The sequence below is a fragment of the Streptomyces smyrnaeus genome (assembly GCF_017676345.1).
GTDB classification, from domain to species: domain Bacteria; phylum Actinomycetota; class Actinomycetes; order Streptomycetales; family Streptomycetaceae; genus Streptomyces; species Streptomyces smyrnaeus.
In genome coordinates, this window is sequence record NZ_JAFFZM010000002.1 from 518,290 (window position 1) to 540,078 (window position 21,789).

Sequence of the window (21,789 nt, forward strand, 5' to 3'; positions counted from 1 at the left end):
CCCCGACCCCACCCGGACTCCCGCCCTCCCTCACGAACAGCCCACTCTGCCCACAACCCCACCGAAACACCTCCCCTGACCGGGTGTCTCAATGACGCCGCCGCTTCAGGAACGGGTGATAGAGCCTCTGCTCCTCAGGCGGGCCCCGGAGGAGTGGCCTACCTGCCAGCCCAGGCAGGCCACAAGTCATGCTCCGAACGCCCCAGCGACAATCCGCTGCCGGCTCTTAGTGGTCGTTGAAATAGATGTAGTACCCCGGGTTCGGGTTGTTCGACGGCTCGTACGAGACCGTGAAGCCGATGTCGTGGTTCTCCGGGAGGTTGTACTTGCCGCCGTCCGACGCGTGGCGGTAGCTGCACTTCCCGTCGTTCTTGGTGTCGGTGAGGCTGTACAGGAAGTCGTTGGTCATCTCGTCGTAGACGTTGACCCACGCCTTCTTGCCGTCACTGTCGATGTCGCAGACCTTCACATGGTCGCCGTGCTCTTCGAAGTACGCCGACGCGGCCTTGTCACCCTTGTCCCCCGAGTACATCGGCCCGTGGTCCCAGTTGATCGCCTGAGCAGAGCCCGGCGACATGGCCACAACGAACGCCCCCATGGCCAGTGCGGATATCCCGCCCTGAACGATTCGCTTGATGCGCAACCCGATCTCCTAGCTTTCGCGGTTTCAGCCGCATGAGGCTAACCGCGGGAACCGCACCGGAAGCCCTCACCGGACGAGCGCGCCGAGAAGTCGTGACACGGCGGTGACACTCGTCCCCGTCAGCCCCCCAATGGCGGCCGCACCGAGCGAGGGGCGCGCCCAAGACCCCCAGGACACGGAGTGGCCCCTGTAATCGACCACGCGCTCTCCGCAACCAGACCAGAGCCGTTCGGGGCGCAGTTCTCCACCCCCCCCAGTCGGTCATCCCACACACGACTCAGGGCCGGTCTCCCTCTCGGAAAACCGGCCCTGATCTGTTTCTTCTCTGTCGGGGTGGCGGGATTTGAACCCACGACCTCTTCGTCCCGAACGAAGCGCGCTGCCAAGCTGCGCTACACCCCGAAGCAACGACGACTACTTTAGCCCAGGTGGGCGCTGAGGCGAAATCGGGTTTCGAGGGGGTGGGGGAGGGCCGGAGGGGAGGGGGTGGGGGTCAGGTCTCGCGGGGGGTGAGGGTGAGGAGGGTGGCCTCCGGGGGGCAGGCGAAGCGGACGGGGGTGTAGCGGTTGGTGCCGCAGCCCGCGCTGACGTGGAGGTAGGACTCGCGGCCGCCCGCGCGGTGGGTGGAGAGGCCCTTTACGCGGTCGGTGTCGATGTCGCAGTTGGTGACGAGGGCGCCGTAGAAGGGGATGCAGAGCTGGCCGCCGTGGGTGTGGCCGGCCAGGATCAGTGGGTAGCGGTCGGCGGTGAACGCGTCGAGTACGCGCAGGTACGGAGCGTGTACGACGGCGAGGGAGAGGTCCGCGTCGGCGTCGGGGCCGCCGGCGACCTCGCCGTAGCGGTCCCGCTTGATGTGCGGGTCGTCCAGTCCGGTCAGGGCGATCTCCTGGCCGCCGTCCAGCTTGAGGCGGCCCCTGGTGTTGGTCAGGCCGACCCAGCCGGCGGAGTCGAAGGCGTCCCGCAGTTCTTCCCACGGGTTGTGGACGACGCCGACGGCCGGGGGATTCCCGTTCAGGCCGTGCTTGCCGGTCGCCTTCTCCTTGAGGTACTTGGCGGGGTTGCGCAGCTTGGGCCCGTAGTAGTCGTTCGAGCCGAAGACGTAGGCGCCCGGGTACTCCATCAACGGGCCGAGGGCGTCGAGGACTTCGGGGACGCCCTCGGGGTCGGAGAGGTTGTCCCCGGTGTTGATCACGAAGTCGGGCCGCAGTCCGGCCAGCTCCTGCAGCCACCGCCGCTTCTTGCGCTGGCCGCAGACCATGTGGATGTCGGAGATCTGCAGGACGCGCAGCGGGTGCATACCGGGAGGCAGTACGGGCACCGAGACCCGTCGCAAGCGGAACGAACGTACTTCGACACCCGCCGCGTACCCGACGCAGGCCGCGCCGAGCGCTGTGATGCCGACAGCTGTCTTCAAGGGGATCCGGTATCGCGCGCGCATGGCCCCATGGTCGCAGAAGCGGAAGGCCGGTCGCAGACCTGGGAGCTGGCCCCGCAGGCCCCTGTGGAGGCGCCGGCGCAGGCCTTTGAAGCCTTGCCGGGGGGCAGGGCCGGAGAGCCGCTCGGCACGGATATGGGGGGGCGGTCGGCGGGGCGATCCTGGCACACTGACTCCCATGACCACGCTCAAGTCCCGGCTGCAGGACGACCTGACCGCAGCGATCAAGGAGCGCGACGAGCTCCGTTCCGCCACTCTCCGGATGACCCTTGCCGCGATCACGAAGGAGGAGGTCGCGGGCACCAGCGCGCGCGAGCTCTCCGACGACGAGGTGCAGAAGGTGATCACGCGCGAGGCCAAGAAGCGGCGTGAGGCGGCGGAGGCGTTCGCGGGCGGGGGCCGTACCGAGCAGGCGGAGCGGGAGCGGGCCGAGGGTGAGGTGCTGGCGGACTACCTGCCCAAGCAGCTGACGGACGAGGAGCTGGACGCGCTGGTCACCGAGGCCGTCGAGGAGGCCCGCGCATCCGGTGCCGAGGGGCCGAAGGCGATGGGTGCCGTCATGAAGATCGTGAATCCGAAGGTCGCGGGCCGCGCGGAGGGCGGCCGGGTGGCGGCAGCCGTCAAGAAGCGGCTGGCGGGCTGACGGGCCCCGGTCGGCGGGACGGCCGGCCGTTCTGGTCGTCCCGGCCGCTCACAGTGGGCCCGGGGGCCATGAGGGGCCGCGGGGTCCGAGCCGTTCGGGGCGACCGTGGAGACGACCGTACGAGATGTGTAAGGGGCGCCCTCCCAAGGAGGGCGCCCCTTACACGTGGGCCGTCGGCCCTGTGCGCGTGCTACGGGAAGCCGCCGGCACCCGCGTCCCAGCCGCCTCCCCCGTCGGCGCCACCACCGTCGGCACCGCCGCCTCCGTTGCCGCCTCCGTTCCCGTTGCCACCGGGCCAGCCGCCGCCCCCGATGCCGCCGGGGTCACCGGTGCCGCCGCCTCCCCCGATGGCGTCGCCGCCGCCGATCACGTCCGGCGGTACGGTCACGTCCGGCCACGGGTCGGGCGGCTTGTTGTCTCCGGCGTCGTCGTCCGGTTTCGGCGGGGACGGCGGCTTGGAGGGCGTGCGGGGCTTCTTGCCGCCGTCCCGGATGGGTACGTGGTGGAAGTCCGGTGCGGCCTCGCCGGCCAGTGCGCCCGCCATCGCGTCCCGCCAGATCGGACCGGGCACCTCGCCACCGAAGACCTTGTCGTAGGGGCGTCCGCCGATGGTGATGTCGACCATCCGCACCCGGTGCTCCGGGTCGCCGACCCAGACGGCGCCGGACATGTTCGGGGTGTAGCCCACGAACCAGGCGGCGTACCGCTGGTCGGTGGTACCCGTCTTGCCGGCGCTGTCGCGGCCGCTGAGGCCCGCCTTCTTACCGGTGCCGTCCTCGACCACGCCGCGCAGCAGCGAGTTGACCGTGTCGGCCGTCTTGGTCTTCATCGCGCGCTTGCACGACGTCTTGGGGACATCCAGCTTCTTGCCCTGCGCGTCGGTGATCGACTCGATGGCGACGGGGGTGCAGTGCACGCCGCGGTTGGCGAAGGTGGCGTACCCCTCGGCCATCGTCAGCGGCGACATCTCCTGGGTGCCGAGCGAGATCGACGGCACCTGGTCGATCTTCTTGCCGTCGGCGCGCTCGATGCCCATCTTCTGCGCCATGTTCGTCACCGGGCAGATGCCGATGTCGCTTATCAGCTGGACGAAGTAGGTGTTGACCGACTTCGCGGTCGCCTCCTTCATCCGGTAGGGGCCGACCTCGCTGCTGTTCTCGTTCTCCACCGGGGCCTTGCCGCGCCACTTGCCCTTGCACCTGTCGACCGGCGAGGGGTACTGCATGCGGTACGGGGAGGAGTAGGACTTGTAGGGGCTCATCCCCTTGTCCAGCGCGGCCGCGGCGATCACGGGTTTGAACGTCGACCCCGGCTGGTAGCCGGCGCCGCCCCCCATGGACCTGTCCACCGAGAGGTTTATCTGCGTCTCGTGCTTCTGGAAGCCGTACGGGCGCGACTGCCCCATGCCCAGGATCTTTCCGGTGCCCGGCTGCACTATCGTCGCGGCGGTGGCGACCTTGTCCGACTTGTTCACATGGGACTCGATCGACTTCTGCACCGACCGCTGCGCCTTCGGGTCGAGCGTGGTCTTGATGGTCAGACCGCCCCGGTTCCACCGCTTGGCGCGCTCTTTGCGGGTCTTGCCGAACGTCTCGTCGTTCAGGAAGACCTCGCGTACGTAGTCGCAGAAGAAGCCCGCGCCCATGGTGGCGGTGATACAGCCGTTCTTGGGGCGGCTGACATCCAGCCCGAGAGGCTTCTTCTTCGCGGCCTCGGCCTCCTTGCGGGTGATGTCCTTGTGCAAGGCCATCTTGTTGAGCACGGTGTTGCGCCGCTTGGTCGCCTCGTCCTCATGGATGACCGGGTCGTACCGGCTCGGCGACTGGACGATGCCCGCCAGCAGCGCGGACTGCTCCAGGTTCAGATCCTTGGCCGACTTGGAGAAATAGCGCTGTGCGGCCGCTTCGACGCCGTACGCCTGCTGGCCGAAGAAGGTGATGTTGAGGTAGTTCTCCAGGATCTTCTTCTTGCCCAGCTCCTCCTCGACCTGGATCGCGTACTTCAGCTCCTTGATCTTGCGGCCGATGGTCTGCTGGGTGGCCTGCGCGACCTTCTCCGGGTCGTTGCCGGCCTCCTCGACGAAGACGTTCTTGACGTACTGCTGGGTGAGCGTCGAGGCACCCTGGGAGACCTGGCCCGACTGCGCGTTGCGGTTGAGCGCCCGCAGTACGCCCTTGAGGTCGACGGCGCCGTGCTGGTAGAAGCGCGCGTCCTCGATGGCGACGATGGCCTTGCGCATGTACGGCGAGATGTCCTTGAGGTCGACGACCGTGCGGTCGCGGGAGTAGACCTTGGCGATCTCGCCGCCCTCGTTGTCCAGTATCGTCGTGCGCTGGCTGAGCGGCGGGCGCTTGAGATTGACCGGCAGCTCGTCGAAGCCCTCGACGGTGCCTTTGGTCGCCAGGCCGAGCGTCCCGACAGCGGGCAGCGCGAGCCCGGCCATCACCATCCCCGCCAGCACACTCACGCCGACGAACTTGGCGATCTGCTGGGGCTTGCCGACTCCGCTGCCCGCGCGCTTCTTAGCCATGAGTAAGAGCGTACGACGTGACGGTGTCAGGGCACCGGCGGGGAAGCGTGGCAAACGCCGGACAGGGCCGCGCGGGGTCGCCTAAGCTGCGGTCGTTGTCACTCTGACACCTCCCATCACCCCTCATCACCCCCCCGCTTCCTCCACTCAGAGTCTCCTCAGTGCTTCCGACTCACTCCGTTGGGTGATGTGGCGCGCACGCATAGTCCGTTCGGGCCATGCAAGATTGGGCCCGAAGGGGGTGTTGCGTGCTGTGCGCTCTTCCGTAACGTCCTCAACTGGCAACGGTGAATATGCCGTTCGCCGCCGTGGGGGAGCCTCGATTCGGGAGAGGACGGCACCGGCAATGAGCTGGGTAACAGACTGGAGCGCGCAGGCTGCCTGCCGCTCCACGGATCCGGACGAACTGTTTGTGCAGGGCGCCGCGCAGAACCGCGCGAAGGCCGTGTGCACGGGCTGCCCGGTCCGCACGGAATGTCTCGCCGACGCTCTGGACAACCGCGTGGAGTTCGGAGTGTGGGGAGGAATGACCGAGCGTGAGCGGAGAGCCTTGCTGCGCCGCCGCCCGACGGTCACCTCCTGGCGACGCCTGTTGGAGACGGCGCGCTCGGAGTACGAGCGCAGCACCGGAGTGGTGCTGCCGGTCGATGTGGAGCTCGAGGCGGACGAGCACGAACGGTACGCCGCGGTGGGCTGACCATCTGGCGGAACGGTACTGCGGTACGCCGAAGGGTGTTGCGGTACGCCGAGCGGTGCTGCGGTACGCCGAACGGTACTGCGGTAGGTGGAGCCGTACCGCGCATGCGGAGCGGTACCGCGGGAACGGAGGCGCCACGCCGGGGCCTGGCCTGACGGCCTCGGGCTCCTGTGGCCGGCGGCCGGGCTGCCGTCTCATGCGCCGCGTAGGTGCTGCCGTGTGCCCGGGCGGCCCGGCGGACGAGTGCGACCCGGCGGACGAGTGCGGTCCGGGCGGCGCAGTGCGCGGTCAGTCCGTGCCTGTGGAGGCACGGCGGTGCTGGTCGGCGAGCCGCCCGCCGATGGTGCGCAGGCTGTCCAGATCGTGTACGTCACCGGGCAGCGCGGCCACCTGGGCCAGCGGCACGTCCGGGTGCAGCGCCGTGAAGCGGTCACGGGTGCGCCGCTCGCGCGCCAGCAGCCGCATGCGGTCGGCGTGCAACCGCAGCAGCCCCGCAGCCAGCACGGCGACGTCTTCGTCGTCGCCGGTGGCATCCGGAGCGGACGCGCGGTCGGCCGCCGACCGCGCGTCAGGGATCGTTCGCTCTGTCGTCTCGGTCGTCTCGTTCCCCCCAAGTGTGGTGACGGACCGGGCTGGACCGGGACTCTCGGAGGCGGGGGAGCCGTCCTCGGGATCCGCTGGACCGGCCGATGGAGCGTCGCGATGCAGAATCTTCCCCCGCCGGCGATCCACAATGCCGCCTTCTTCAAGATTTTCGGCCGCCGCGACGGCCCGCTCGGCGCTCAGTCCCGCCGCGTCGCTGTCGTGCACCCGGTTGAGCACCAGCCCGGCCAACGGCATCCGGTCCGCGGCCAGCCGTTCCACGAAATAGGCGGCCTCGCGCAGGGCGTCCCGTTCCGGCGCCGCGACGACGAGGAAGGCGGTGCCGGGGGCCTGCAGCAGCCGGTAGGTCGCGTCCGCGCGGGTGCGGAAGCCGCCGAACATGGTGTCCATGGCGGCCACGAAGGTCTGCACGTCCCGCAGCAGGCCCGCACCCAGCAGCTTGTTGAGGGCGCCGGTGAAGAGGGAGAGCCCGGCCATGCCGAGGTTCACCACCTTCATTCCGGCTCGGCCGCCGACCCGGGCCGGCGCCATCATCAGCTTGATGAACTTCCCGTCCAGGAACGAGCCGAGGCGCTTGGGCGCGTCCAGGAAGTCCAGTGCGGAACGGGAGGGCGGGGTGTCCACGACGATCAGGTCCCACTCGTCCCCGGCGCGCAGTTGGCCGAGTTTCTCCATCGCCATGTACTCCTGCGTACCGGCGAACCCGGTGGAGAGCGACTGGTAGAACGGGTTCTCCAGGATCGCCTTGGCGCGGTCGGGGTCGGCGTGCGTCTCGACGATCTCGTCGAACGTGCGCTTCATGTCGAGCATCATGGCGTGCAGTTCGCCGCCTGCCGCCTTGTCGATGCCGGGGACCTCGCGCGGGGTGTTGTCCAGTTCGGACAGGCCCATGGACTGTGCGAGCCGCCGTGCGGGGTCGATGGTCAGTACGACGGTCCGGCGGCCGCGCTCGGCGGCGCGTACGCCCAGGGCCGCGGCCGTGGTGGTCTTGCCGACGCCTCCGGAGCCGCAGCAGACGACGATCCGTGTCGTCGGGTCGTCCAGCAGAGGGTCGATCTCCAGCGCTTCGGCGTCCAACACGTCCGAGCTCGGTACGTCGGCGCTCGGTGCGTCGGTGTCCGGTGCGCCGGTGTCCGGAGTGTCGGCGTCCGAAACGTCGGCGTCCAGCGCTTCGGCGTCCAGCGGCGTGGCCATGGATGCCTCTCCTTCCCCGAAGGTCGCGGGTGGCACGGGCGTCTGCTGCGCCTTGGGAGTTCGCGGTGTCTCGGCGGTCCGCGGTGGCCGCGGTGGCTTGGAGGGCCGCTTCCGCGGGGTCTGCGCGGGGTCTGGGCTCACGGGCGCGCGCCGTCCGTCCCGGACGTCAGCCATTGGCCGCGCAGCTCGCGGGCGAGCCCGTACAGGCCCGCGAGCTCGACGCCCTCGCTGAGCAGGCCGAGTTCCCGTACCGGCAGCCCCTGCGCGGACAGCTCCGCGCGCAGTCCGCGCTCCAGCTCCACCCGCTCGGCGTGCTCCCTGCCCTGCTCCAGCAGTGGGGCTACGAGACGTTCGGCACGTCCTCCACGGCGCGCGCCCCCGAGCCCGGCGCGTGCGAAGGCGCGCGCTATCTCGTCCGTGCGCTCCTGAGCCGACAGCAGCTGCTCCTCGCCCGGCAGCTGGGGGCGCACCATGTTGACCACGACGGAGGTGGCGGGCAGCCCCGTGGCCCGTAGCTCGGCGATGCCGTCGACCGTCTCCTGGACCGGCATCTCCTCCAGCAGCGTCACCAGGTGCACTGCCGTCTCCGGCGACTTGAGGAGGCGCATGACGGCCTGCGCCTGGTTGTGCACGGGGCCCACCTTGGCGAGCCCCGCCACCTCCTCGTTGACGCCGAGGAAGCGCGCGATGCGGCCGGTGGGCGGCGCGTCCATCACCACGGCGTCGTAGACGGGCCGCTGCTGCTTGTCCCTGCGGCGCACCGCCTCGCACGCCTTACCGGTCAGCAGTACGTCCCGCAGGCCGGGCGCGATGGTGGTCGCGAAGTCGATGGCCCCCAGTCGTTTGAGGGCGCGGCCGGCGCTGCCGAGCTTGTAGAACATCTGGAGGTAGTCCAGCAGCGCCCGCTCGGCGTCGATGGCCAGTGCGTACACCTCGCCGTTGCCGTGGGAGACGGCGATCTTCCGCTCCTCGTACGGCAGCGGCTCCGTCTCGAAGAGTTGTGCGACGCCCTGGCGGCCCTCCACCTCGACGAGCAGCGTCCGTCGGCCGCCGTGTGCCAGGGCCAGCGCGAGTGCGGCGGCGACCGTGGTCTTACCGGTCCCGCCCTTGCCGGTCACTACGTGAAGCCTGCTCACGGCTGGGAGCCTAATTCGTTGCCCGGGGCTCCGGCGAGACCGGTCGTCGTCGGCCGTCCGCCCGGTGCTCGCGGCGGCTCCGCGCGCGGCTGTGTTCGTTAGGGTCTCCCCATGACGAAGTGGGAATACGCAACCGTGCCGCTCCTTGTGCACGCGACCAAGCAGATCCTCGACACCTGGGGCGAGGACGGCTGGGAACTGGTCCAGGTCGTACCCGGGCCGAACAACCCCGAACAGCTGGTGGCCTACCTGAAGCGGGAGAAGCAGGCGTGAGCGCGGTCGAGGACAAGCTCGCCCAGCTCGGACTGGCCCTGCCCGAGACCGCCACCCCTGCCGGGGCGTACGTACCGGCGGTGCAGACCGGCCGGTACGTGTACACCGCGGGCCAGGTTCCGCTGGTGAACGGCACCCTTCCGACCAGCGGCAAGGTCGGCGCGGAGGTCACCCCCGAGGAGGCGAAGGACCTGGCGCGGACGGCGGCGCTGAACGCACTGGCCGCCGTCAAGTCCGTGGCCGGGGACCTCGACCGGATCGCACGCGTCGTCAAGGTCACCGGTTTCGTCGCCTCCGCACCGGACTTCACCGGCCAGCCCGGCGTCATCAACGGTGCCAGCGAGCTGCTGGGCGAGGTGCTGGGCGCCGCCGGCAAGCACGCCCGCAGCGCGGTGGGCGTCGCGGTGCTGCCGCTGGACGCGCCGGTCGAGGTCGAGATGCAGGTCGAGCTCACCGACTGAGCCGGCCCGCCGGACTCGATGGAGGGGGACTCCTGCTTGCCCGCCGCGAACTCTTCGGCCGTAGGTGCTCAGCCACGGCCGGGATGAGTTCAGCCACGGCCGGGATGAGTGACGGTACCGGGCACCACCGGCTGAGGTGGGTGTGCCCGGTACCGCCGGTCGGCCGGTTGTCAGCCGGTCAGCCGGTTGTCAGGTGGTTGTCAGCTGGGCAGGAGTGCCTCTCGAACATCGGGACGGTGAGCCGTAGCATCCGGCCATGTCGTCCTCGTCGTCCGAACCGCCCGCCGGGAACGGTCAGTGGTACCCGTCCGAGTGGCCCGAGCGCATCCGCGCCCTGGCCGCGGGCGAGCTGACCCCGGTGACGCCGCGCAGAGCCGCCACCGTGATGCTCCTGCGGGACTCCCCCGAGGGTCCCGCCGTCCATATGCTGCGCCGCCGTGCCTCCATGGCGTTCGCGGGCGGTGCGTACGCGTATCCGGGCGGCTCCGTCGACCCACGGGACGCCCGCGCCGTCGACGCCGCCGGACCGGCGGCCATCTGGTGGGCCGAGCGGCTGGGCACCGACGAGGCCACGGCACGGGCGATCGTGTGCGCGGCCGTCCGGGAGACCTTCGAGGAGTCCGGCGTCCTGCTGGCCGGCTCCGACCCGCGCACCGTGGTCGCCGACACCACCGGTGAGGACTGGGAGGCGGACCGCGCCGCACTGGTCGCCCGCGAGCTGTCCTTCGCCGACTTCCTCGACCGCAGAGGGCTCGTCCTGCGCGACGATCTGCTGGGGGCCTGGGCCCGCTGGATCACGCCGGAGTTCGAGGCCCGGCGCTACGACACGTACTTCTTCGTCGCCGCCCTCCCGGAGGGCCAGCGCACCCGCAACGCCTCCACCGAGGCCGACCGCACCGTCTGGGTGCGTCCCGAGGACGCCGCGGCGGGCTACGACCGGGGAGAACTGCTGATGATGCCTCCCACCATCTCCACCTTGCGCCAGCTGACGCCGTACGGGACCGCCGCGGAGGCGCTCGCCGCCGCCGCAGAGCGCGACATGGCGCCCGTACTGGCGCGGGCCCGCTTGGCAGACGGTGAGATCGTGCTCAGCTGGCCAGGACACGACGAGTTCACCAAGAGGATCGATCCCGCATGACCGACGCCGCAGCACTTCCGGGCCGACCGCGAGGCGGCGCCATCGACGGCCAGGCCTCCCCCCGCGCCTACTGCGTGCTGGCGCCCAACCCGTCCCCCATGACGCTGGACGGCACCAACACCTGGATCGTCGCCGAGCCCGGTTCCGACCGCGCCGTCGTCATCGACCCCGGTCCGCTGGACGAAGCACACCTGCGCAACGTCATCGCCACCGCCGAACGGCAGGGCAGACGGGTCGCACTCACCCTGCTCACCCACGGCCACCCGGACCACGCCGAGGGCGCCGCACGCTTCGCCGAGCTGACGGGCTCACCGGTCCGCGCCCTGGACCCGGCACTGCGACTGGGCGACGAGGGGCTCGGTGCCGGGGACGTCATCACCACGGGCGGCCTGGAACTGCGCGTCGTCCGCACGCCAGGGCACACCGCCGACTCGCTCTCCTTCCACCTGCCCGCCGACGCCGCCGTGCTCACCGGCGACACGGTGCTGGGGCGCGGCACCACGGTCGTCGCCCACCCGGACGGCAGGCTCGGCGACTATCTCGACTCCCTGCGCTCGCTGCGCTCCCTGACCGTGGACGACGGCGTCACCCGCGTACTGCCCGGCCATGGGCCCGTGCTCGACGACGCACCGGGCGCGATCGAGTACTACCTGGCCCACCGCGCGAAACGGCTCGCCCAGGTGGAGACGGCTGTCGAACAGGGGCACCGGACGGCGGCCGACGTGGTGGCCCACGTCTACGCGGACGTGGACAGATCGCTGTGGCCCGCAGCCGAGCTGTCGGTACGGGCGCAGCTGGACTATCTGGTCGAGCACGGACTGGTGTGAGCTGCCCGTGGCGCTGGGCCGGCTGTGCTCAGCGCGAGCGCTTCGCCAGTCGCTCGATGTCCAGCAGGATCACCGCGCGGGCCTCCAGCCGCAGCCAGCCGCGCCCGGCGAAGTCGGCCAGCGCCTTGTTCACCGTCTCGCGGGAGGCGCCCACCAGCTGGGCAAGCTCCTCCTGGGTCAGGTCGTGGACGACGTGGATGCCCTCCTCGGACTGCACGCCGAAGCGGCGCGACAGATCCAGCAGCTGCTTGGCCACGCGGCCGGGCACGTCGGAGAAGACCAGGTCGGACATGGAGTCGTTGGTACGGCGCAGCCGCCGGGCGATGGCCCGCAGCAGTGCCGAGGCCACCTCGGGACGGGCGTTCAGCCAGGGCTGCAGGTCGCCGTGGCCCAGCCCCAGCAGCCTGACCTCGGTCAGCGCCGAGGCCGTCGCGGTACGCGGGCCCGGGTCGAACAGGGACAGCTCCCCGATCAGCTCACCGGGACCGAGCACCGCGAGCATGTTCTCCCGGCCGTCCGGGGAAGTGCGGTGCAGCTTCACCTTGCCTTCGGTCACCACATAGAGGCGGTCACCCGGGTCACCCTCGTGGAAGAGGGCCTCGCCGCGAGCAAGCGTCGTCTCCGTCATGGAGGCGCGCAGCTCAGCGGCCTGCTCCTCATCGAGCGCCGCGAAGAGCGGGGCGCGCCGCAGAACGTCGTCCACGAGTTCTCTCCTTGTCGACCTGCCCATGGGGTCCGTGGAACCCATGATGCCGGACGGTGAAACCATGCGATCAGTCACAGCAATCAGTCACAAGTTTGACGCACGCATGCTGTGCCTCCCAACGCGGGGCGCGCTAGGGCCCTGGATCCACCGCGTGTGCCACGAATGTCGGTGGCCCCCCTTACGCTGGCCGAGTGTCCAATACCCCGGGAAGCGCACGGACAGAGAGGGGGCTGGGCGGGTGACGGCAACAGAGGATTCTGCTGTGAGCGAACACGAGGCGGAGGCGGCCGAGGCGCCGGCGAAGGCGACTGCCAAGAAGGCCCCGGCCAAGAAGGCGGCCGCCAAGAAGACGGCCACGAAGAAGGCGGCCACCGCCAAGAAGGCTCCGGCGAAGAAGACCGCCACCGCCAAGAAGGCCCTGGCCAAGAAGAGCCCCGCGAAGAAGGCTCCGACCAAGAAGGCCCCCGCTGCCGGGACGGCGGCTGCCAAGAAGGCCCCGGCCAAGAAGGCGGCGTCCGGGAGCAGGCCCGAGTCGCAGGCGTCGAAGGCGAAGCGCGCCGCGCAACTGAACGAGGCGCTGGCAGAGGTCTACTACTACGCGCACCCCGAGCTGGATTTCGAGAACCCGTTCGAGCTCCTGGTGGCCACCGTCCTCTCCGCGCAGACCACCGACCTGCGCGTCAACCAGACGACGCCCGCCCTCTTCGCCGCGTACCCCACTCCCGAGGACATGGCGGCGGCCAACCCGGAGGAGCTGGAGGAGCTGATCCGTCCCACCGGCTTCTTCCGCTCCAAGGCGAAGTCACTGCTGGGCCTCTCGGCGGCGCTGCGGGACGACCACGGCGGCAAGGTCCCCGGCTCGATAGACGAGCTGGTGAAGCTGCCCGGCGTGGGCCGTAAGACGGCCTTCGTGGTGCTCGGCAACGCCTTCGGCGTTCCGGGGCTCACTGTCGACACCCACTTCGGCCGACTGGTGCGCCGCTGGAAGCTCACCGAGCAGACGGACGCCGTGAAGGTCGAGCAGGAGATCGACGACCTGCTGCCGGAGAGCGAGTGGACGATGTTCTCGCACCGCACGATCTTCCACGGCCGCCGCATCTGTCACTCACGTAAGCCCGCCTGCGGCGCCTGTCCGATTGCGGAGCTGTGCCCCTCCTACGGCGAGGGCGAGACGGACCCGGAGAAGGCGAAGAAGCTGCTCAAATACGAAATGGGCGGTCAGCCCGGGCAGCGTCTCAAGCCCCCGGCCAACTACCCGGGCACCCCCGCCCCACCATTGCCCTCGCGCGACCCGGGCGCCGAGTCGCCGACGACCGGGCCCGGATCCGGGTCCGGGTCCGACGCCGCTGCCGGAGCGGCCCGGTGACGGGTGCCGGCCAGTCCTCGGACCAGGCGGCGGATCGCACGGCACCGGAGACGGCGGACCGTCGTACGGCCGACCGCGGGGCGGACGGCTGGGCTGCGGACGGCTGGGCGGTGGGCCGCCGCGCGGCCTCGGTGTCGACAGAGGTCAGCGGCCGGGGCCTGCCGCAGTGGCTGGCCCCCGTGCGGGACGCGGTGGAGACCGTCGAGGCGAGCCAGCTCAGCCGGTACCTGCCGCCGCCCGACGGCGGAGGGCGGCCCTCCGCCGTGCTGGTGCTCTTCGGGGAGGGCTCGCACGGTCCCGAGCTGCTGCTGATCGAGCGCGCCTCCAGCCTGCGCTCGCATGCCGGACAGCCCTCGTTCCCCGGCGGGGCCCTCGACCCGGAGGACGGTGATCCGCAGGGGGACGGCAGGCTGCGGGCCGCGCTGCGCGAGGCCGAGGAGGAGACGGGGCTCGACCCCTCGGGCGTTCAGATCTTCGGCGTACTGCCCAGCCTCTACATCCCGATCAGCGGCTTCGTCGTCACGCCGGTGCTCGGCTGGTGGCGCCGTCCCACGCCGGTGGCGCCGGTCGACCCGGCGGAGACGGCCCGCGTCTTCACCGTCCCGGTCTCGGACCTGACGGACCCGGCCAACCGCGCCATGGCCGTGCACCCGGCCGGGCACGTGGGGCCCGCCTTCATGGTCGGCTCCGCGCTGGTGTGGGGGTTCACGGCCGGGCTGATCGACCGGATCCTGCACTACGCCGGGTGGGAGCGCCCCTGGGACCGGGACCGCCGAGTCCCGCTCGACTGGCACGCTTGATCCTCGTATCAGTGGCACGCGTGACCGTCGCACCCGCGCGCACATGAGACGGTGTCTCTTCCGCTCTCCTGGACGGCCTCGCACGGGCGCCGCCGGGGCAAAGCGCGTGGGCGGCTCCCGCACGGGCGCTGCCCGGATCCGGCGCGGACCGCGCGCGGGGCACTGGCGAAGAGCGTTGGAAAGGACTGCCGAGATGGACCCGAGGCGAGGCTGATTCGGTGAACGTGCTGGACGTACTGCTGATGGTGGCTGCCGTATGGTTCGCGATCGTCGGCTACCGCCAGGGCTTCGTCGTCGGCATCCTGTCGGTTCTCGGATTCCTCGGGGGCGGCCTGGTCGCACTGCTGGTGCTGCCGCTGCTCTGGGACGAGTTCACAGGGGGCGACCGGCCGGGAACGGGGTTGGCGATCGGCGCCGTGATCATTGTGATCATCTGCGCCTCCGTCGGCCAGGCCCTCACCACGCATCTGGGCAACAAGCTGCGGCAATACATCACCTGGACGCCGGCGCGGGCTCTGGACGCGACGGGGGGCGCGCTCGTCAACGTCCTCGCGATGCTGGTCGTGGCCTGGCTGATCGGCTCCGCACTGGCCGGTACGTCGCTGCCGACACTGGGCCGGGAGGTACGCGGCTCCAATGTCCTGCTCGGCGTCTCGCGCGTGATGCCGCAGCAGGTCAACACGTGGTTCGCCGACTTTTCCTCCGTTCTGGCCAAGAACGGCTACCCGCAGGTCTTCTCACCCTTCTCCGACGAGCCGATCCGCGACGTCCGGCCGCCCGACCCCGAGCTGGCGGGCAGCCCGGTCGCACAGCGGGCCAAGCGCAGCATCGTCAAGGTCGTCGGTACGGCACCGAGCTGCGGTAAGGAGCTGGAAGGCACCGGGTTCGTCTTCTCGCGCGGCAAGGTGATGACGAACGCGCATGTCGTCGGGGGTGTCAGCCACCCGACCGTGCAGGTCGGCGGCGAAGGGCAGCGCTACCGCGCCCGGGTGGTGCTCTACGACTGGAAGCGCGACATCGCCGTTCTCGACGTCCCCGAGCTGCAGGCTCCCGCGCTGCGCTTCGCCCAGCAGGACGCGGCCGGTGGCGACGGCGCGATCGTGGCCGGATTCCCGGAGAACGGCGGCTACGACGTGCGTTCGGCCCGGGTGCGGGGCCGCATCCAGGCCAGCGGCCCCGACATCTATCACCGGGGCACCGTCGACCGGGACGTCTACTCGCTCTACACCATGATCCGGCAGGGCAACTCCGGTGGCCCGCTGCTCACCCCGGACGGCCGCGTCTACGGCGTGATCTTCGCCAAGTCCCTGGACAACGACCGCACCGGCTACGCCCTCAGCGTGGATGAGATCCGCCAGGACATCACTCGTGGGCGCACCGCCCAGCGCACGGTCAACAGCCAGGGCTGTGCGATCTGACCGGACCGGCGAGCGCTGCTGGGTGAGCCCCGCACCGCGCGGGACGCGGGTACGCGGGTCTGCAGGTACGCGGGCGCCGCGGCTACGTGCCCAGGTGACCGAGCGGGCTCGGGCGGGATCAGGAGCGGTTGTGCCGCAGTCTCGCGCCGACCCAGCGTGCGCGGCGACGCAGAATGCGGGGGATCCCCAGCTCGGCGTCGGCGGGATGCAGCCGGGCCATGGCGCGCGGGGAAGCCTGGCCGCGCGGGTCCCTCGAATGGCTGCGGTTACGTGCCACGTCACGGAAGTCGTGCGTCAACCCCATACCCGGGTCCCTGCCCCCACCTCATGGTCAGTAATCGCCCGCCACCGCCTCGATCGGCCTATGCGGCGGGCACATGTACGGACCGGCCGGGCGCCCGCGACGGCCCGCAGCCCGCAGTCCGTGTCGGCCGGTGTCGGACGGTCGGCCGGGGAGACCGACCCGATAGGTCAGCGGTCCGGTTCCGGGTCGCTGAGCCAGTGCACCAGTTCGGAGGTGAAGGTCTCCGGGTCCTCCTCGTGCGGCCAGTGCCCCAGCCCGTCGAAGAGCCGCCAGCGGTACGGCGCCTCGACGTACTCACCCGAACCCGCCGCGCTCCGCGTCCGCATCACCGGATCGAGCGAACCGTGCAAGTGCAACGTCGGCACCCGCACCGGCCGCTTCATCCGGCGGTAGAACTGCATCCCGTCCGGCCGCGCCAGCGACCGCACCAGCCACCGGTACGGCTCCACCGAGCAGTGGGCGGTGGAGGGTACGCACATCGCGCGCCGGTAGTTCTCCACCGCGAGGGCGCCCGCGTCCCCCGCGGGTCCCGGCGGCTTGGGGCCGGCCCAGTCCCGGACCAGCCGCTCCACCAGCGCGCCCCCGTCCGCCACGAGCTGACGCTCCGGCAGCCACGGCCGCTGGAAGCCCCAGATGTAGGAGCTGGCCGCCGTCTGCCGTACGTCGCCCAGCATGGCGGCCCGCCAGCGGCGGGGGTGCGGCATCGAGGCGACTACCAGGCGGCGGATCAGCTTGGGCCGCATGACCGCCGCCGTCCACGCCAGATAGCCGCCCAGGTCGTGTCCGACCAGTGCGGCGTCGGGCTCGCCCAGTGAGCGGATGACACCGGTCACATCGAGCGCGAGGTTGGCCGGGTCGTAGCCGCGCGGCGTACGGTCGCTGCCGCCCACCCCGCGCAGGTCCATCGCCACGGCCCGGTAGCCGGCGTCGGCCAGCGCGGGCAGCTGGTGCCGCCAGGCCCACCAGTACTGCGGAAAACCGTGCAGCAGCAGCACCAACGGGCCCTCGCCCATCTCGGCGATGTGGAATCGTGCTCCGTTGGCGGCCACATCCCGGTGCGTCCAGGGGCCCTCAGGACGGATCACGGCCGCGGGACTGTCTGCGAGCGTCATACGGACGAGCGTGTCACACCCTGCAGCTGCGGTCGCTCCTTCGCACCGTTCTCCCCCGCGCGGGGGTGCGGCTTGGCGTGCGAGAGGACAGCCGCGCTCTGCTTGGCGGAGGCCACCGACTTCTGCGGGCTCTTGCTCTTGGAGACCTTCTTGAACTTCGCCAGCGCCAGCAGCAGCAGAAGCAGCGCGAGCGCGATGAAGGCACCACCGACGATCAGGAACGACCAGGCCAGGCCCAGCCCGAGGTTGTGGATACCGAAGGCGGCGGCGAAGCTCAGCACGGGCAGCGCGAAGAGCAGCAGGACCCCCGCGACCAGGGCCGCGCCGCTGCCCAGTACGCCGCGCTTGACGTCCTGTCGCAGTTCGGCCTTGGCCAGTGCGATCTCGTCGTGCACCAGCGCGGACATCTCCGCAGTGGCCGCTGCGACCAACTGGCCCAGGCTGCGGCCGTCGTCGGCTGCGCTCATCGCTGTCTCTCCCTTGCGGTAGTGAGGGGCCCGCCGAGGAGCGGGCCCTGGACTTCCCGGGTTTCGGGAACTTCCTGACTCCGGAGCTTCGATTCCGGACCCTTCCGGCTCCGGAACTGCTCGGCTCCGAAGCCTTCCGGTTCCGGAGCTTCATCACTCCGGTCCCTCCTGGTTCCAGGAACTTCCCCGGTTTCGGGACTTCCCAGCTTCCCCTGGCGGTAGCCGGTCAACCTCAGATCATGCCGGACCATCGTCCGCCACGTCGTGGCGAGTGGTCACCTCGGCGAGCCTGCGGTGCTCGGCCGCCTTCGCCTCGTACAGCGCCGCCATGCGCAGATGGAACTCCGGGTTGCCCTCCTCGTACACATCGGGGACGCCGTCGCCGTCCTCGTCCCGGTTCTCGGCCTCCACCAGCGAACGGTACTTACGGGCCCGCACCTTGAGCACGATTCCCGCGAAAACGGCTGCCAGCAGGGAGCCGACCAGTACGGCTGCCTTGGCCTCGTCGGCGAGCACGGCGTCGTCGGTGAAGGCCAGCTCGCTGATGAGCAGGGAGACGGTGAAGCCGATGCCGGACAGCGCCGCGATGGCCAGTACGTCGGCCCAGCCCAGCTCCCGGTTCAGCTCCGCCTTGGTGAAGCGCACCGCCGCCCACGCGCCGCCGAAGACACCGAGCGTCTTGCCCGCCAGCAGACCGAACACCACGCCCAGCGTCTCCGGCTGGGTGAACACGTCGGTCAGCGCCCCGCCCGACACCGTCACGCCCGCCGCGAAGAGCGCGAAGAGGGGCACGGCGAGTCCCGCCGAGAGCGGCCTGACCAGGTGCTCGATATGCGCGGCCGGTGACGTCTGCTCGTCCGGCCGCAGACTGCAGCGCAGCATCAGCCCCATCGCGACCCCGGCGACCGTGGCGTGCACTCCGCTGGCGTGCATCAGCCCCCAGATGACGAGGGCGAGCGGCACGTACACGTACCAGCCGCGTACCCCCCGGTGGTGCAGAAACCAGAAGACGGCCAGCCCGGCGACGGCACCCGCCAGCGCGCCCAAGCTGATGCCCGCCGAGTAGAAGACGGCGATGATGACGATGGCGCCCAGGTCGTCGACGACCGCCAGGGTCAGCAGAAAGGCACGCAGCGCGGAGGGCAGCCCGGTGCCGAGCACGGCCAGCACACCCAGCGCGAAGGCGATGTCGGTCGCCATCGGGATCGCCCAGCCGCCCACGTCACCGCCGCCACCTGCCGCGAAGGCCACATAGACCAGCGCGGGGACGACCATCCCGCACACCGCCGAGACGATCGGCAGCGCGGCGGCCCGCGGGTCGCGGAGCTCGCCCGCGACCAGCTCCCGCTTGAGCTCTGTCCCCGCGACGAAGAAGAAGAGGGTGAGCAGGCCGTCCTTGGCCCAGTCGGCGACCGAGAGATGCAGGTGGAGCGCTTCGGGGCCGAAGTGGAAGCCCTTGATGTCGTCGTAGAAGCCGCTCGCGCCGGTGTTGGCGAGCAGCAGGGCGACGATCGCGGCGGCCAGCAGCAGGGTGCCGCCGACGGTCTCGGTGCGCAGCGCGTCCGCGAGGAACTTGCGTTCGCCCAGCGGAAGCCGGCCGAGAAAGACGGAGCGGCGGCTCTGGCCGCTGTCGCGGTCGTGCTGCGGGGGCAGGGAGTGCGGCGGAGTGATGGCGGGCCTCCAGAAGGTGGCATGGACACACCTGTGGTGTGTGCCGACCAGACTTCCCGGCTCGCCCCAACGTCTTGGCACGTTCTTTACGTGCCCCTGCAAGCCTAACCAAACGAGTGAGGGGCAACCGTGCCGGTGGCCGGTGCCCCTCCGTGAGCGGGCATCCGGCCATCGGACCGGATGCCCTCGGCGAGCGCCCAGCCGGCGCCGCTCGCCCCGCGCCGGAGCGTCAGTCCTCGCTGGGCGCGCTCGGCAGCTTGGACTGGATGAGATCCATCACCGAGGAGTCGGTGAGCGTCTGGGTGTCACCCAGCGTCCGGTTCTCCGCCACGTCCCGCAGCAGCCTCCGCATGATCTTGCCGGAGCGGGTCTTGGGCAGCTCCGCGACCGGCAGGATGCGCTTCGGCTTGGCGATCGGGCCGAGCTGCTTGGCGACGTGCGCCCGCAGCTCCTCGACCAGCTCGTCGCCCTCCGCCGCGCCGCCGCGCAGGATGACGAACGCGCAGATCGCCTGGGTCGTCTGCGGGTCGGTCGCCCCCACGACGGCCGCCTCGGCCACCTTCGGGTGGGACACCAGCGCAGACTCGACCTCGGTGGTGGAGATGTTGTGCCCGGAGACGAGCATCACGTCGTCCACCCGGCCGAGCAGCCACACATCGCCGTCGTCGTCCTTCTTGGCGCCGTCGCCCGCGAAGTACTTGCCCTCGAACCGCGACCAGTAGGTGTCCAGGAAGCGCTTGTCGTCGCCCCAGATCGTGCGCAGCATCGACGGCCACGGCTCGGTCAGCACCAGGTAGCCGCCGGCGCCGTTGGGCACCTCGTTCGCCTCGTCGTCCACGACCGTCGCGGCGATCCCCGGCAGCGGCACCTGCGCCGAGCCCGGCTTGGCCTCGGTGACGCCCGGCAGCGGGCTGATCATGATGCCGCCGGTCTCCGTCTGCCACCAGGTGTCGACCACGGGGGTGCGGTCGCCACCGATGTGGTGCCGATACCACACCCATGCCTCAGGGTTGATGGGCTCGCCCACCGAACCGAGGATCCGCAGCGACGACAGATCGAACTTCGCGGGGATGTCGTCGCCCCACTTCATGCTCGCGCGGATCGCGGTCGGCGCGGTGTAGAGGATGGTGACGCCGTACTTCTGCACGATCTCCCACCAGCGGCCCTTGTGCGGCGAGTCCGGCGTGCCCTCGTAGAGCACCTCCGTGGCGCCGTTGGCGAGCGGTCCGTAGACGATGTACGAGTGTCCGGTCACCCAGCCGACGTCGGCGGTGCACCAGAACACGTCGCTCTCCGGCTTGAGGTCGAAGACCGCGTGATGGGTGTAGGCGACCTGCGTGAGGTAGCCGCCGGTGGTGTGCAGGATGCCCTTCGGCTTACCGGTGGTGCCGGAGGTGTACAGGATGAACAGCGGGTGCTCGGCGTCGAAGTCCTGCGGTGTGTGCTGCTCGGACTGCCGGCCGACCACCTCGTGCCACCACAGGTCGCGCTCCTCGTTCCAGGAGATGTCCTCCTGCCCGGTCCGCTTCACCACCAGCACGTTGCGTACCTTCTCGGTGCCCGGACGGGTCAGCGCCTCGTCGACGGCCGGCTTGAGCGCGGACGGCGCGCCCTTGCGGTAGCCGCCGTCGGAGGTGATGACCACCCGCGCGTCGGCGTCCTCGATCCGGGTCGCCAGCGCGTCCGCCGAGAAGCCGCCGAAGACGACCGAGTGCGGGGCGCCGATACGGGCGCACGCCAGCATCGCGACGACCGTCTCGGGAATCATCGGCATGTAGATGGCGACCCGGTCGCCGGCCTGCACGCCCAGCTCCGTCAGCGCGTTGGCCGCCTGTGAGACCTCGCGCTGCAGGTCCGCGTAGGTGAGCGTACGGGTGTCACCCGGCTCACCCTCGAAGTTGATGGCGACGCGGTCGCCGTTGCCGGCCTCCACATGGCGGTCCACGCAGTTGTAGGCGACGTTGAGCTTGCCGTCCTTGAACCACTTGGCGAACGGCGGGTTCGACCAGTCCAGCGTCTCGGTGGGCTCGGTCCCCCAGCTCAGCCGCCGTGCCTGCTCGGCCCAGAACCCCAACCGGTCGGCTTTCGCCTGCTCGTACGCCGCAGCGGTGACATTGGCGTTCGCGGCCAGCTCGGCGGGCGGAGCGAACCTCCGCTCCTCCTTGAGCAGGTTGGAGAGGGAAGGACTCTCGTTCATGTCGGCTCCCGTCGGCAAGTGGTGTAGACCAATACCTGTAACTGCATGCTTAGTGATCGCGGGAGCCCGGTCAACCCCCAAGCGATCCTGGCACCTTTGACCCTGCTGGGTACAGCCGCCTTCAGGGAGTCGTTGCGTGTCGCCTCCCGCAATTCTCAACTGGGGCGC

At 70.5% G+C, this 21,789-nt stretch carries 20 protein-coding genes and 1 tRNA gene; 9 read left to right on the top strand and 12 right to left on the bottom strand.

Going from position 1 to position 21,789, the window contains the following annotated elements:
• Nucleotides 1–226: 226 nt before the first annotated feature.
• From JW613_RS05795 to JW613_RS05805, 3 genes are all read right to left on the bottom strand, one after another.
• Nucleotides 227–643, bottom strand: coding sequence for a hypothetical protein (locus JW613_RS05795; protein ID WP_209209583.1), 417 nt, complete (start codon nt 641–643; stop codon nt 227–229).
• Nucleotides 644–971: 328 nt separating this feature from the next.
• Nucleotides 972–1,045 (bottom strand) — tRNA-Pro (locus JW613_RS05800).
• Nucleotides 1,046–1,136: 91 nt separating this feature from the next.
• Entirely contained in the window at nt 1,137–2,081 is a 945-nt protein-coding gene (locus tag JW613_RS05805) for a metallophosphoesterase (protein ID WP_209209584.1), read from the bottom strand.
• 175 nt (nt 2,082–2,256) lie between these two features.
• On the opposite strand from JW613_RS05805, the gene JW613_RS05810 reads away from it, so the two are divergent.
• Nucleotides 2,257–2,721, top strand: a complete 465-nt coding sequence (locus JW613_RS05810; protein WP_185017766.1) for a GatB/YqeY domain-containing protein — start codon at nt 2,257–2,259, stop codon at nt 2,719–2,721.
• A gap of 190 nt (nt 2,722–2,911) precedes the next feature.
• Here the strand turns inward: JW613_RS05810 and JW613_RS05815 are convergent, their stop codons facing one another.
• Complete coding sequence (locus tag JW613_RS05815) at nt 2,912–5,251, bottom strand: transglycosylase domain-containing protein (RefSeq protein ID WP_209209585.1); 2,340 nt, start codon at nt 5,249–5,251, stop codon at nt 2,912–2,914.
• Nucleotides 5,252–5,597: 346 nt separating this feature from the next.
• On the opposite strand from JW613_RS05815, the gene JW613_RS05820 reads away from it, so the two are divergent.
• Nucleotides 5,598–5,948, top strand: a complete 351-nt coding sequence (locus JW613_RS05820; RefSeq protein WP_099883209.1) for a WhiB family transcriptional regulator — start codon at nt 5,598–5,600, stop codon at nt 5,946–5,948.
• Nucleotides 5,949–6,236: 288 nt separating this feature from the next.
• Here JW613_RS05820 and bagB read toward each other — a convergent pair whose 3' ends face one another.
• Together bagB and bagA are read right to left on the bottom strand one after the other, a co-directional pair.
• Nucleotides 6,237–7,745: an ATPase BagB gene (gene bagB / locus JW613_RS05825; RefSeq protein WP_209209586.1), complete on the bottom strand. Its 1,509-nt coding sequence runs from the start codon at nt 7,743–7,745 to the stop codon at nt 6,237–6,239.
• 137 nt (nt 7,746–7,882) lie between these two features.
• Nucleotides 7,883–8,881 (bottom strand): ATPase BagA, encoded by a 999-nt coding sequence (bagA, locus tag JW613_RS05830; RefSeq protein ID WP_209209587.1) that lies wholly within the window; start codon nt 8,879–8,881, stop codon nt 7,883–7,885.
• A 111-nt stretch (nt 8,882–8,992) separates the two neighbouring features.
• Here bagA and sp36 point away from each other — a divergent pair, with 111 nt between their 5' ends.
• The 4 genes from sp36 to JW613_RS05850 all read left to right on the top strand — a co-directional run bounded on the left by sp36 (nt 8,993) and on the right by JW613_RS05850 (nt 11,580).
• Entirely contained in the window at nt 8,993–9,154 is a 162-nt protein-coding gene (gene sp36 / locus JW613_RS05835) for a Sp36 family protein (RefSeq protein WP_003975360.1), read from the top strand.
• Complete coding sequence (locus JW613_RS05840; protein WP_209209588.1) at nt 9,151–9,615, top strand: RidA family protein; 465 nt, start codon at nt 9,151–9,153, stop codon at nt 9,613–9,615. The genes sp36 and JW613_RS05840 overlap by 4 nt, the downstream gene beginning before the upstream one ends.
• Before the next feature lie 256 nt (nt 9,616–9,871).
• Nucleotides 9,872–10,753, top strand: a complete 882-nt coding sequence (locus JW613_RS05845; protein WP_209209589.1) for an NUDIX hydrolase — start codon at nt 9,872–9,874, stop codon at nt 10,751–10,753.
• Nucleotides 10,750–11,580: an MBL fold metallo-hydrolase gene (locus tag JW613_RS05850; RefSeq protein ID WP_209209590.1), complete on the top strand. Its 831-nt coding sequence runs from the start codon at nt 10,750–10,752 to the stop codon at nt 11,578–11,580. The genes JW613_RS05845 and JW613_RS05850 overlap by 4 nt, the downstream gene beginning before the upstream one ends.
• 28 nt (nt 11,581–11,608) lie before the next feature.
• Here the strand turns inward: JW613_RS05850 and JW613_RS05855 are convergent, their stop codons facing one another.
• Nucleotides 11,609–12,283 carry a Crp/Fnr family transcriptional regulator gene (locus JW613_RS05855; protein WP_019355551.1) on the bottom strand — a complete coding sequence of 225 codons (675 nt, stop codon included), beginning with the start codon at nt 12,281–12,283 and terminating at the stop codon, nt 11,609–11,611.
• A 265-nt stretch (nt 12,284–12,548) separates the two neighbouring features.
• Here JW613_RS05855 and nth point away from each other — a divergent pair, with 265 nt between their 5' ends.
• From nth to JW613_RS05870, 3 genes are all read left to right on the top strand, one after another.
• Nucleotides 12,549–13,652 carry an endonuclease III gene (nth, locus tag JW613_RS05860; RefSeq protein ID WP_209209591.1) on the top strand — a complete coding sequence of 368 codons (1,104 nt, stop codon included), beginning with the start codon at nt 12,549–12,551 and terminating at the stop codon, nt 13,650–13,652.
• 131 nt (nt 13,653–13,783) lie between these two features.
• Entirely contained in the window at nt 13,784–14,452 is a 669-nt protein-coding gene (locus JW613_RS05865; RefSeq protein ID WP_209209680.1) for an NUDIX hydrolase, read from the top strand.
• Between the two features lie 218 nt (nt 14,453–14,670).
• A complete protein-coding gene (locus JW613_RS05870) occupies nt 14,671–15,870 on the top strand; it encodes a MarP family serine protease (RefSeq protein ID WP_209209592.1) in 1,200 nt (399 codons plus the stop codon).
• Nucleotides 15,871–15,988: 118 nt separating this feature from the next.
• Here JW613_RS05870 and JW613_RS05875 read toward each other — a convergent pair whose 3' ends face one another.
• The 5 genes from JW613_RS05875 to acs form a co-directional block, all read right to left on the bottom strand.
• The gene (locus tag JW613_RS05875) at nt 15,989–16,174 is read right to left on the bottom strand and encodes a hypothetical protein (RefSeq protein WP_099883217.1); all 186 of its coding nucleotides are present in this window, start codon (nt 16,172–16,174) and stop codon (nt 15,989–15,991) included.
• 167 nt (nt 16,175–16,341) lie between these two features.
• Nucleotides 16,342–17,286, bottom strand: coding sequence for an alpha/beta fold hydrolase (locus JW613_RS05880; RefSeq protein WP_209209593.1), 945 nt, complete (start codon nt 17,284–17,286; stop codon nt 16,342–16,344).
• Complete coding sequence (locus tag JW613_RS05885) at nt 17,283–17,753, bottom strand: phage holin family protein (RefSeq protein WP_209209594.1); 471 nt, start codon at nt 17,751–17,753, stop codon at nt 17,283–17,285. The genes JW613_RS05880 and JW613_RS05885 overlap by 4 nt, the downstream gene beginning before the upstream one ends.
• Nucleotides 17,754–17,990: 237 nt before the next feature.
• On the bottom strand, nt 17,991–19,406 hold the full coding sequence (nhaA, locus tag JW613_RS05890; RefSeq protein WP_209209681.1) for a Na+/H+ antiporter NhaA: 1,416 nt from the start codon (nt 19,404–19,406) through the stop codon (nt 17,991–17,993).
• Between the two features lie 247 nt (nt 19,407–19,653).
• Nucleotides 19,654–21,621: an acetate--CoA ligase gene (acs, locus tag JW613_RS05895; RefSeq protein ID WP_209209595.1), complete on the bottom strand. Its 1,968-nt coding sequence runs from the start codon at nt 21,619–21,621 to the stop codon at nt 19,654–19,656.
• Nucleotides 21,622–21,789: the final 168 nt, after the last annotated feature.

What these genes read in the sequence shown, in the direction of transcription:
- JW613_RS05885 (WP_209209594.1), bottom strand. Translation starts at nt 17,753, where the DNA reads ATGAGCGCAGCCGACGACGGCCGCAGCCTGGGCCAGTTGGTCGCAGCG.
- JW613_RS05850 (WP_209209590.1), top strand. Translation starts at nt 10,750, where the DNA reads ATGACCGACGCCGCAGCACTTCCGGGCCGACCGCGAGGCGGCGCCATC.
- JW613_RS05805 (WP_209209584.1), bottom strand. Translation starts at nt 2,081, where the DNA reads ATGCGCGCGCGATACCGGATCCCCTTGAAGACAGCTGTCGGCATCACA.
- JW613_RS05820 (WP_099883209.1), top strand. Translation starts at nt 5,598, where the DNA reads ATGAGCTGGGTAACAGACTGGAGCGCGCAGGCTGCCTGCCGCTCCACG.
- acs (WP_209209595.1), bottom strand. Translation starts at nt 21,621, where the DNA reads ATGAACGAGAGTCCTTCCCTCTCCAACCTGCTCAAGGAGGAGCGGAGG.
- JW613_RS05845 (WP_209209589.1), top strand. Translation starts at nt 9,872, where the DNA reads ATGTCGTCCTCGTCGTCCGAACCGCCCGCCGGGAACGGTCAGTGGTAC.
- JW613_RS05810 (WP_185017766.1), top strand. Translation starts at nt 2,257, where the DNA reads ATGACCACGCTCAAGTCCCGGCTGCAGGACGACCTGACCGCAGCGATC.
- JW613_RS05875 (WP_099883217.1), bottom strand. Translation starts at nt 16,174, where the DNA reads ATGGGGTTGACGCACGACTTCCGTGACGTGGCACGTAACCGCAGCCAT.
- JW613_RS05880 (WP_209209593.1), bottom strand. Translation starts at nt 17,286, where the DNA reads ATGACGCTCGCAGACAGTCCCGCGGCCGTGATCCGTCCTGAGGGCCCC.
- bagB (WP_209209586.1), bottom strand. Translation starts at nt 7,745, where the DNA reads ATGGCCACGCCGCTGGACGCCGAAGCGCTGGACGCCGACGTTTCGGAC.
- sp36 (WP_003975360.1), top strand. Translation starts at nt 8,993, where the DNA reads ATGACGAAGTGGGAATACGCAACCGTGCCGCTCCTTGTGCACGCGACC.
- JW613_RS05815 (WP_209209585.1), bottom strand. Translation starts at nt 5,251, where the DNA reads ATGGCTAAGAAGCGCGCGGGCAGCGGAGTCGGCAAGCCCCAGCAGATC.